12 protein-coding genes and 1 pseudogene are annotated in these 9,139 nt (G+C 32.6%); all 13 read left to right on the forward strand.

Annotation, left to right across the window (positions count from 1 at the left end):
- A pseudogene (locus C6H22_RS06565) lies at nucleotides 1-616 on the forward strand (N-6 DNA methylase); the annotation flags it as partial.
- A gap of 111 nt (nucleotides 617-727) precedes the next feature.
- Entirely contained in the window at nucleotides 728-1,672 is a 945-nt protein-coding gene (locus C6H22_RS06570; RefSeq protein ID WP_104694531.1) for a DNA adenine methylase, read from the forward strand.
- A 2-nt stretch (nucleotides 1,673-1,674) separates the two neighbouring features.
- Nucleotides 1,675-2,277 (forward strand): GIY-YIG nuclease family protein, encoded by a 603-nt coding sequence (locus tag C6H22_RS06575; RefSeq protein WP_104694522.1) that lies wholly within the window; start codon nucleotides 1,675-1,677, stop codon nucleotides 2,275-2,277.
- Between the two features lie 217 nt (nucleotides 2,278-2,494).
- Nucleotides 2,495-2,995, forward strand: a complete 501-nt coding sequence (locus C6H22_RS06580; protein WP_104694523.1) for a hypothetical protein — start codon at nucleotides 2,495-2,497, stop codon at nucleotides 2,993-2,995.
- Nucleotides 2,992-3,522: an MBL fold metallo-hydrolase gene (locus tag C6H22_RS08770; protein ID WP_199769816.1), complete on the forward strand. Its 531-nt coding sequence runs from the start codon at nucleotides 2,992-2,994 to the stop codon at nucleotides 3,520-3,522. Before C6H22_RS06580 ends, C6H22_RS08770 begins: the two co-directional genes overlap by 4 nt.
- Nucleotides 3,523-3,587: 65 nt before the next feature.
- Nucleotides 3,588-3,974, forward strand: a complete 387-nt coding sequence (locus C6H22_RS08775; RefSeq protein ID WP_199769817.1) for a ComEC/Rec2 family competence protein — start codon at nucleotides 3,588-3,590, stop codon at nucleotides 3,972-3,974.
- Nucleotides 3,975-4,016: 42 nt separating this feature from the next.
- Complete coding sequence (locus C6H22_RS09020) at nucleotides 4,017-4,298, forward strand: DUF3800 domain-containing protein (protein WP_104694524.1); 282 nt, start codon at nucleotides 4,017-4,019, stop codon at nucleotides 4,296-4,298.
- A 13-nt stretch (nucleotides 4,299-4,311) separates the two neighbouring features.
- A complete protein-coding gene (locus C6H22_RS09025; protein ID WP_267892033.1) occupies nucleotides 4,312-4,716 on the forward strand; it encodes a DUF3800 domain-containing protein in 405 nt (134 codons plus the stop codon).
- A 569-nt stretch (nucleotides 4,717-5,285) separates the two neighbouring features.
- Entirely contained in the window at nucleotides 5,286-5,465 is a 180-nt protein-coding gene (locus C6H22_RS06600; protein ID WP_104694526.1) for a hypothetical protein, read from the forward strand.
- Between the two features lie 264 nt (nucleotides 5,466-5,729).
- Nucleotides 5,730-6,275, forward strand: a complete 546-nt coding sequence (gene hslV, locus C6H22_RS06605; protein WP_104694527.1) for an ATP-dependent protease subunit HslV — start codon at nucleotides 5,730-5,732, stop codon at nucleotides 6,273-6,275.
- Nucleotides 6,276-7,607: an HslU--HslV peptidase ATPase subunit gene (hslU, locus tag C6H22_RS06610; RefSeq protein WP_104694528.1), complete on the forward strand. Its 1,332-nt coding sequence runs from the start codon at nucleotides 6,276-6,278 to the stop codon at nucleotides 7,605-7,607.
- Nucleotides 7,608-7,614: 7 nt separating this feature from the next.
- Nucleotides 7,615-8,547, forward strand: a complete 933-nt coding sequence (gene era / locus C6H22_RS06615) for a GTPase Era (protein WP_104694529.1) — start codon at nucleotides 7,615-7,617, stop codon at nucleotides 8,545-8,547.
- A gap of 14 nt (nucleotides 8,548-8,561) precedes the next feature.
- Nucleotides 8,562-9,110, forward strand: coding sequence for a L,D-transpeptidase family protein (locus C6H22_RS06620; protein ID WP_158654656.1), 549 nt, complete (start codon nucleotides 8,562-8,564; stop codon nucleotides 9,108-9,110).
- Nucleotides 9,111-9,139: the final 29 nt, after the last annotated feature.

Raw genomic sequence — 9,139 nt, forward strand, 5'->3', positions numbered from 1 at the left:
TATCAAAACTTTTGCGATAGCTTTGCTCAAACGCTTACTTATAGCCTCTTTCTTTCACGCCTAAACAACACCACACACGAAAATATCAATCTAAGCAATGCCAAAAAATTTATCCCAAAATCTTTCCCACTTATTAGAGCAATGAGCGGATTTTTGGACAACCTAGAAGAGCTAGATTCTATCAAATGGCTTATAGAAGAAATCATCTCTATCATTAAATCACATAGATATAAGCGAAATGATAAAAGAGCTTAATAAAATCTCACAAAAAGATTTATTAGGAGATTCTCTGCATAAAGACCCTTATTTGCACTTTTATGAGACTTTTCTAGCGAGTTATGACCCTAAGCTTAGAGAGATTAGAGGCGTGTATTATACCCCCGCTTCAGTGGTAAGCTTTATCATCAATGCCATAGATTTGACACTACAAAAAGATTTTAGTAAAACAGGATTAAATCAAGCAATGAGTGATAAAACTATCACACTCCTAGACTTTGCCACAGGCACAGGGACATTCTTGCTAGAAGCCTTTAGGAAAGCCCTAGAATCTAGCAATAAAAACAGCCCAAAATATAATCCAAAAGCCTTGATTGATAGATTCTATGGATTTGAATTTTAGTGGTCAATTCGTAAAAATAAAAACAAATTTGATAAAATTTTATAAAAATGGAGAAATTTTGTGACACAAATAACTTTATTGAATTATAAAGATTCTAAAGAAGAGCCCATAAAGACAAATATCACACTTAAAAAATTATTTCTTCAGAAACTTAAGGGTAAAAACTCTTCCTATAAACGCTACACAAAAAGCCCATTACGTTATGGTGGAGGCAAAAGTTTAGCAGTAGGACTAATCTTGGAGCAAATTCCTAGCGACACAAAAAGGCTTATTAGCCCATTTATTGGGGGCGGTAGCGTAGAAGTTGCAACTGCTTTGGAGCTTGATATAGAGGTCTTAGCTTTTGATATTTTTGATATTTTGGTGAATTTTTGGCAAGTTTTATGTAAAAACCCTGAAGCTCTTTACAAGGAGCTTGTAAAACTTAAACCTACAAAAGAAGTTTATGAAGTTATAAAGAACGAGCTTAAGTTATTTTGGAATGAAAGACATAAAAATCCAAGCAACACTCCACAAATCAATTTAGATTCTTTAACTCTAGCAAGAAATTATTATTTTAATTTTAATTTAAGTTATGGACCTGGATTTTTAGGCTGGATGAGCAAGATTTACGAGGATAAAAAACGCTATATAAAGGCTTTAGAAAAAATTAAAAACTTTAATACTGATAATCTAAAAGTAGAACAAGCAAGTTTTGAAATGGTATTTGAAAAATATCCTAATGACTTTTTCTATTGTGACCCCCCATATTTTTTAGAAGGCGATTCTAAAATGTTTAAAGGAATTTATCCTATGCGAAATTTCCCCATTCATCATAATAGTTTTGATCATAAACTTTTAAGCAAATGTCTTAAAAACCATAAGGGAAAGTTTGTTTTAAGTTATAATGATTGCGAATTTGTGAGGGAGGCGTATAAGGATTATAAAATTTTAGAACCAAAGTGGCAATATACAATGGGACAAGGAGAAACAAGAGTTGGCAAAAATAGAATACAAAGAGGAGATGACAACAACATAAAACAAAGCCATGAAGTATTAATTATAAAGGAGTAGAAATGAAAATAAGTGAAGTGAAAACTGCATTTAAAATTGCAGATGTAGAATTTGTAAAAGGTAGCACAAAGTTGAATTTTAATTATTTAAAAGATTTAAAAAATGAGAAAGGTGAGCCATTACCTCAAAAAATTCTCAGCGAAAATGTTGCTAGAGTGTATCTAATTGTAGTAGATAATGAGATTAAAAAGATTGGCGGGAGTCAAGCGATAGGCGGAATAAAAAATACTCTAGAGATTTATAGAGATGGCGGAGTCAAAGGGCGTCCAAGCATACGGAGTTTTGGCGTGTGGTATTTTCTATATCATACAATTTTAGAGGATAAAAAAATTGAGTTTTATATGATTTATCAAGAAAACTTTGAAAAAGAAGTCAAGGGTTTATTTGGTCTCAAAAAAGTATCAAATGCTTATATTTCCTATAAACTCATTGAACAATGTTGCATTGATGATTATCTGGAAAAAGAAAATGGAGAGTTTCCTGAATGGAATGTGCAAGAACAAGGTATGGATTGGCCACTTGATATTAAAAATCAACATGCAGAGCTCCAAATTAAAGCACAAAGCAGAGAAAAGAAGGTTGTGCGTCAAGAAGTGAAAAGATAATGTCTATTATTTGGACTTTATTAAAAAATTCAATATAGAAAGTATAAAATCGGAGGGTATCAAGTATTAGATAAATACCTAAAAAGCCACAAAGATGAAGAAATCAACTTTGAGTATTTTCAAAAAATTATCCAAACTTTGCATAAAAGCTTGGAGATTGAAAGAGAGATTGCAAAAATTAGCTTTGTGTAAGCAAGGTTAATTATAAGGGGGAAAAATGGGAGAACTAATCAATAAGTTGTCAAATTATAATATTTTTAACTACTTATTTCCTGGTGTTATTATTTGCTATTGTTTAGAAAAACTTAATATTTATAATATTTTTCATAAAGAAATTATTGTAAATGCTTTTATATGTTATTTTGTAGGATTATGTATAAGCAGAATATCATCATTAGTAATAGAACCTATTTTAATAAAAATAAAAATCTTACCAAGAGAAGACTATAAAAAATATATTGAAGCATCAAAAATAGACAACAAGATAGAATTATTTAGTGAAATTAGCAATTCATATAGAACATTAATGGTAAGTTTTCTTGTGATACCAATTGCAAATGCATTTATGATTTATCCAAATAAATGGCAAGCTAATGATTGGAAAATTTTAATTGTATTTGTATTGTTTTCAATTCTATTTTTGCTTTCACATATAAAGCAAAACTCATATGTAATAAAAAGAATTAATAACACATTAAACAATAAGGAGAAAAAATGACAATTATAAAATCATTTTCTGTAGGCAATGGCGATATGTTTGCTATTAGACATCATAGTGATAGTTTTACAATAATTGATTGTTGTATATGTAATGACAATAGAGAACAAATATTTAACGATATAAAAATAATGTCTCATGGAAAAACTAAACATTATAGCAAAGCACGCACCTCAGGATTTAACGATATAAAAATAATGTCTCATGGAAAAACAATTAGAAGATTTATTTCAACTCATCCCGATAAGGATCATATTATGGGATTAAAAAGTTTTGATAATAGATTTAAAATATTAAATTTTTATTGTGTTAAAAATGAGGCTAAAAAAGAAGACTATGATCAAGATTTTGAACATTATTGTAAATTAAGAGATTCCAAAAAAGCTTTTTATATTAAAAAAGGTCGTGAAAGGCATTGGATGAATCTAGATAGTAATGAAAGAAAATCCGCAGGTATTCATATTTTGTGGCCTGATGTAAATAATGATGTAAATAATCAAGTTTTCATAGACGAACTAAAAAAGTAAAAAATAAAGAAAGTCCTAATAATATATCTCCCATTATTTTATTAAAAGCTCATGGATGTAGCTTTATGTGGATGGGCGATTTAGAGACGGACTTTATGGAAAAAATATATGTGAATTTACCAAAAGTTGATGTGCTATTTGCACCCCATCATGGGAGAAAAAGTGGAAAAATACCTGAAAAATGGCTTGAAGAGTTAGATCCTACTTTGATTATTATTGGAGAAGGTCCTTCAAACAATTTGTTTTATGATTATTCTAAAAAATTTGATACAATTACCCAAAACACTGCTGGCAATATAACGTTTGAAGTAGATAATAATGAATATAGAATATATGTATCAAATAAAAATTATTCTACAAAAATTTTAAATGGTAGTATATTAAAAGCCGATAAAGAAGTGATGTGTGAAATAGGGGAAGGTTATTTTCTTGCACGAATCTCAAGGAATTAATATGCCTAACTACAAATAAAAATCATTTATTAGGTAAGTGCAATGAGCGAAGCTTTATATATTTTTGTAGATGAGTCTGGCGATATGGATTTTAGCCAAAAAGGCTCTAAACATTATATGTTTGGCTTTTTGGGTAAAAAACGCCCCTTTAGGCTACATGAGACTATTGCGAATTATCGATATGATTTACTAGAGCGAAACCTAACATTACCAAAAAATGAAAAGAGATTAGATATTGAAAGATTTCATGCCTGTGAAGATAATAAGCATATTAAAAAACAACTTTTTGAACTGATTTCAAGTTTTCAAACAAGAAGATATTAAGATTTACTCCTACATTTTAGAAAAGTCAAAGGTATTTCCAGAAAAAACGCAAGATAGTGCTACGTTTTATTCTGAAAATCTTAAATTTGCAATTACAAGACTTTTGGAAAAAATTAAAATCAAGCAGAATTTTATTATCATTACCGACAACCTTGCAGTAAAAAATAATAAAAATAAGCAAGTTGGCGCTATCAAAGGTGGGATTAAGCAGTATCTTAAAGCAAATAACATTAATGCAAAATATGATGTTTTTCATCATGCAAGTGCATCTAGTGTTAATTTGCAAATTATAGATTATATTAATTGGGCTATTTTTAGAAAATATGAAAAAGATGATGATAGCTTTTATCAACAAATATCAAAATACATTTTGGAAGAAGAAGTAATGACTAAAGATAGACAAAAGGAGTATTATTGATGACCTATGCTATCTATCCGCTAAGGGAAGCCTTCCTTGAAGTCTTATTGATAGCTAGGAACTTCGCGTGATTGTAGCATATTTAGATTATATTTTCAACAAAGAAATTAACAATGCCTAACCACAAAAGATAAATTCTAAAAGTTTCATACTTGCAAAAACAATAAACATTTTAAATGATTCTTTGATCTGATTCAAACCCCAAAGAATCTTAAGATAAATTCAAAAAAGATAGATATCGCTTTTTTTTGATTGTGTAAATAATTATCAAATAGGTTTTGATGAGCCACATTAAAGCACAAATGCATTGCGGAGAAATGAGAGGTTATAAAAAAACATAGCCAAAAAGTAAAGTAAGGATTGTTTATATAAAACCTAAGCACAAGAGAGAAACTTTTAAAAAGATATTTATATAGTTTTAAAGTGCTATTTGTTGTAAAAGTTTTTTGCTATATATCAAAAGCTATATACAAAACTATTTTTGGGTATTTTTTATGTGCTTAAAGTGCGTTGTATGTCTAGTTTTGTGGGTGTTAAATGTGTAAATTTGGTTTTTATGCTTTAGTTGTGTGTCTTATGTAGAATCTAGCGTATGGGAGTATAAAATCGGCGGGTATCAAGTATTAGATAAATACCTAAAAAGCCACAAAGATGAAGAAATCAACTTTGAGTATTTTCAAAAAATTATCCAAACTTTGCATAAAAGCTTGGAGATTGAAAAACAGATCGCAAAAATTAGCTTTGCGTGATACAAAGGATTGCCTGCGACATTATCCACGATTATCTCATCAAGTAGTGTGTCATTTGGAGAAAAAATCAAGATTCCATTTTTGTTGCTTGACTAATATTATCTTGGGAATCTAGTCTTTTATCAAGAGATGACTTAATTCATTTGGGGTTTAATAAATGGCGTATCAAGATGCATCCTTATATCTCAAAAAATCATCAATCTAACAAGAGATTAACAAAAGAGATTCTATAATGTCGAGATTCTAAAATTTCTAAGGAAGATTATGTTTGAAGCAACTACGATACTAGGCTATAAGGGCGAATATAATGGCAAACAATATGCGATTATTGGTGGCGATGGACAGGTAACTTTTGGAAATTGTGTCCTTAAAGGGAATGCGACTAAGATCCGCACACTATATAATGATAAAATTTTAAGCGGTTTTGCAGGAAGCACTGCTGATGCTTTTAGTCTTTTTGATATGTTTGAGCGTATCTTAGAGGGCAAAAAAGGCGAGTTAGTGCGTTCTGTGCTAGAATTTAGCAAGCAATGGCGAAGTGATAAATACTTGCGAAAACTTGAGGCGATGATGATTGTGCTTAATAAAGAACATATTTTTATTCTTAGTGGCACAGGCGATGTAGTCGAGCCCGAAGATGGCAAGATTGCAGCTATTGGCAGTGGCGGAAATTATGCCCTAAGTGCAGCTAGAGCATTGGATAGAATGGCAGAGATTGAGCCTAGAGCGCTTGTAGAAGAATCATTAAAAATCGCAGGCGAATTGTGTATCTACACAAATACAAATATTAAGATATTGGAGCTAGCATAAATGGATAAAGAAAATATGACCCCGCGACAAATTGTTGCGTATTTAGATGATTATATTATCGGACAACAAGAAGCTAAAAAGTGCGTGGCAGTTGCATTGCGAAACCGCTATCGTAGAATGAAACTTGAAAAAGAAGTGCAAGAAGAAATCACGCCCAAAAATATTTTAATGATTGGTTCTACAGGTGTGGGTAAAACTGAAATTGCACGGCGAATGGCTAAAATTATGGGCTTACCATTTATAAAAGTAGAGGCAAGTAAATATACCGAAGTGGGGTTTGTGGGGCGTGATGTAGAATCTATGGTGCGAGATTTGGTGCTTGCAAGTGTTAATCTTGTCGAAAAAGAATATAAGCAAGAGCAACAAGAAGCCATACAAGAATATATTCTTAACAAAATTACGCGCAAGATCCTCCCACCTTTGCCACATAGTGTGAGTGAGCAAAAAAAAGCTGAATACGAACAAAGTTTTGCCAAGATGAAGCAAAAAGTGCGCGATGGAGAAATGGATTCGTTAGTGATTGAGATTGAAGTAAGCAAAAATATCTCACTAAATGATGAAAATATGCCCCCAGAAATGTTAAAAGTCCAAGAATCTATTATCAAAGTTTTGAGTGCTCAAGAGCAAACCCAAAAACGCGAAATGAGTGTCAAAGAGGCAAAGGAAGCGCTTTTGTATGAGGCAACAAAGGAATGCCTAGATTATGATCTCATCAAACAAGAGGGGCTAAGACGTGCGGAGCAAAAGGGTGTCATTTTTATCGATGAGATTGATAAAATTGCTGTAGGTGGCAAAGATGGATCTCGACAAGATCCAAGCAAAGAAGGTGTGCAAAGAGACTTGCTACCTATTGTTGAGGGTAGTGTGGTAAATACCAAATATGGACAGATTCGCACAGATTATATACTTTTTATTGCCGCAGGTGCTTTTCATTTTAGTAAGCCTAGTGATTTAATTCCAGAGTTACAGGGGCGATTTCCATTGCGGGTAGAATTAGAGAATCTCACACAAGAAAGTCTTTATAAGATTCTTACACAAGTTAAAAGCTCTATTATCCGACAATATCAGCTTTTATTGCAAACAGAAGATATTACCTTGGAATTTGAAGATGAGGCTATTAAAGAATTAGCAAGACTTTCATTTAATGCCAATGAAAAAACAGAAGATATTGGGGCACGACGCTTACATACGACTATAGAGCGTGTGTTAGAGGATATAAGTTTTGAGTGTGAAGAGTATATAGGCAAGGAAGTTGTTATTACCGCAGAAATGGTACGTCAAAAACTTGGAGAACTTGTAGAGAATGTGGATTTAGCTCGTTATATTTTGTAGGCGACATATGCAAGATAAACAAACGCGTTGTGGGTTTGTGGCGACTTTGGGCAGACCAAATGCGGGTAAAAGCACACTACTAAACGCCCTCCTTGGGCAAAAGATTTCCCTCACTTCACATAAAGCAAATGCTACAAGAAAACAATTACAAATTATTATGCAACATAGCAGTATAGATGCGCGTGGATCCTATGATGCACAGATTATTTTTGTTGATACACCAGGGATACATCATCAAGAAAAACTTCTTAATCAATATATGCTTCATCAATCACTCCGTGCGATGAATGATTGTGATTTGGGCATTTATCTTGCACCTGCGAGCGATGAGGTGCGATATTATGAGGAGTTTTTGAATCTCTCACGCGACAAACCTGTGCATAATAAACACATTCTACTTATCAGCAAAACTGATATGGTTGATAAGGCTACTTTGATGAAAAAAATTTCACAATATCAGCAGTATCAATCCCATTATTTAGCACTTGTCCCTATGAGTGTAAAGAAAGGATTTTATCCAAAGGATTTATTAGAATCTATAGCGCTTTTTTTACCAGATTCTGCATTTTTGTTTGATGAGGAATGTATAACGACTGCACAAACGCGTGAAATTGTCAAAGAACTTATACGCGAGAGTGTTTTTGAGAATCTTAGTGATGAGATTCCATATGAGAGTGATGTGGTGATTGAACGCTATGAGGAAGGCGAAATTGAGCGAATCTATGCTACAATAATTGTCGAAAAACAAAGCCAAAAAGGTGTAGTCATAGGTGCAAAGGCACAGACTATTAAGCGTATTGGCATACTTGCACGCAAAAATATCGAACTTTTTTTGGATAAACAGGTGTTTTTAAAACTCGAAGTGAGCGTGCAAAAGGGTTGGAGCAAGGAAACCAAGAAGCTTAAAAAGATAGGCTATGATTGCGCGGATATGCCATAAAAAGGAGTGAAACCTTGAGAGAAAAAATCTTAAGAATCTGTATGTATTGTTGTGTATTTTTGGGGGTGGGTATGGCACAATCCCCACAAGAACCTTTTGATGAAGCTACTTTTGAGCTTATCAAACTTTATCAACAAAAGGGCTTAGCAAGTGTCCAAGAAAAGTTAGAATCGTATTTGCTCTCCTCATCATATTGGTTAAGAGTGATAGGGCAAAAAGATGTGAGTTATGGATATTTTCAAAATGCCAGTTATGTTTTTGTATCAAATAAGGCGATACCTGATTTGAGATTATTTAAGGTAACAGATCAAGGTTTTGATTTGCTAGGAAGCTCTAGCGCATTGGTAGCTAAAGGCAGAGGACACAAAAAGCTTGAGGGTGATTTGACAACACCTATTGGCGTGTATGATCTCACCGCTAGGCTTAGTAATCTTCCACCTTATTATGGTCCATTAGCCTTTGCCACAGATTATCCAAACACATATGATAGATCGCTAAAACGCACAGGTAGTGGGATTTGGATTCATGGTTTGCCATTAGATCTGTCTCTTATATACACTTGACGCTGCAGCCTTTGCATTACATTTGATTT

This window comes from Helicobacter equorum, assembly GCF_900198655.1.
In the GTDB taxonomy this organism is placed as follows: domain Bacteria; phylum Campylobacterota; class Campylobacteria; order Campylobacterales; family Helicobacteraceae; genus Helicobacter_F; species Helicobacter_F equorum.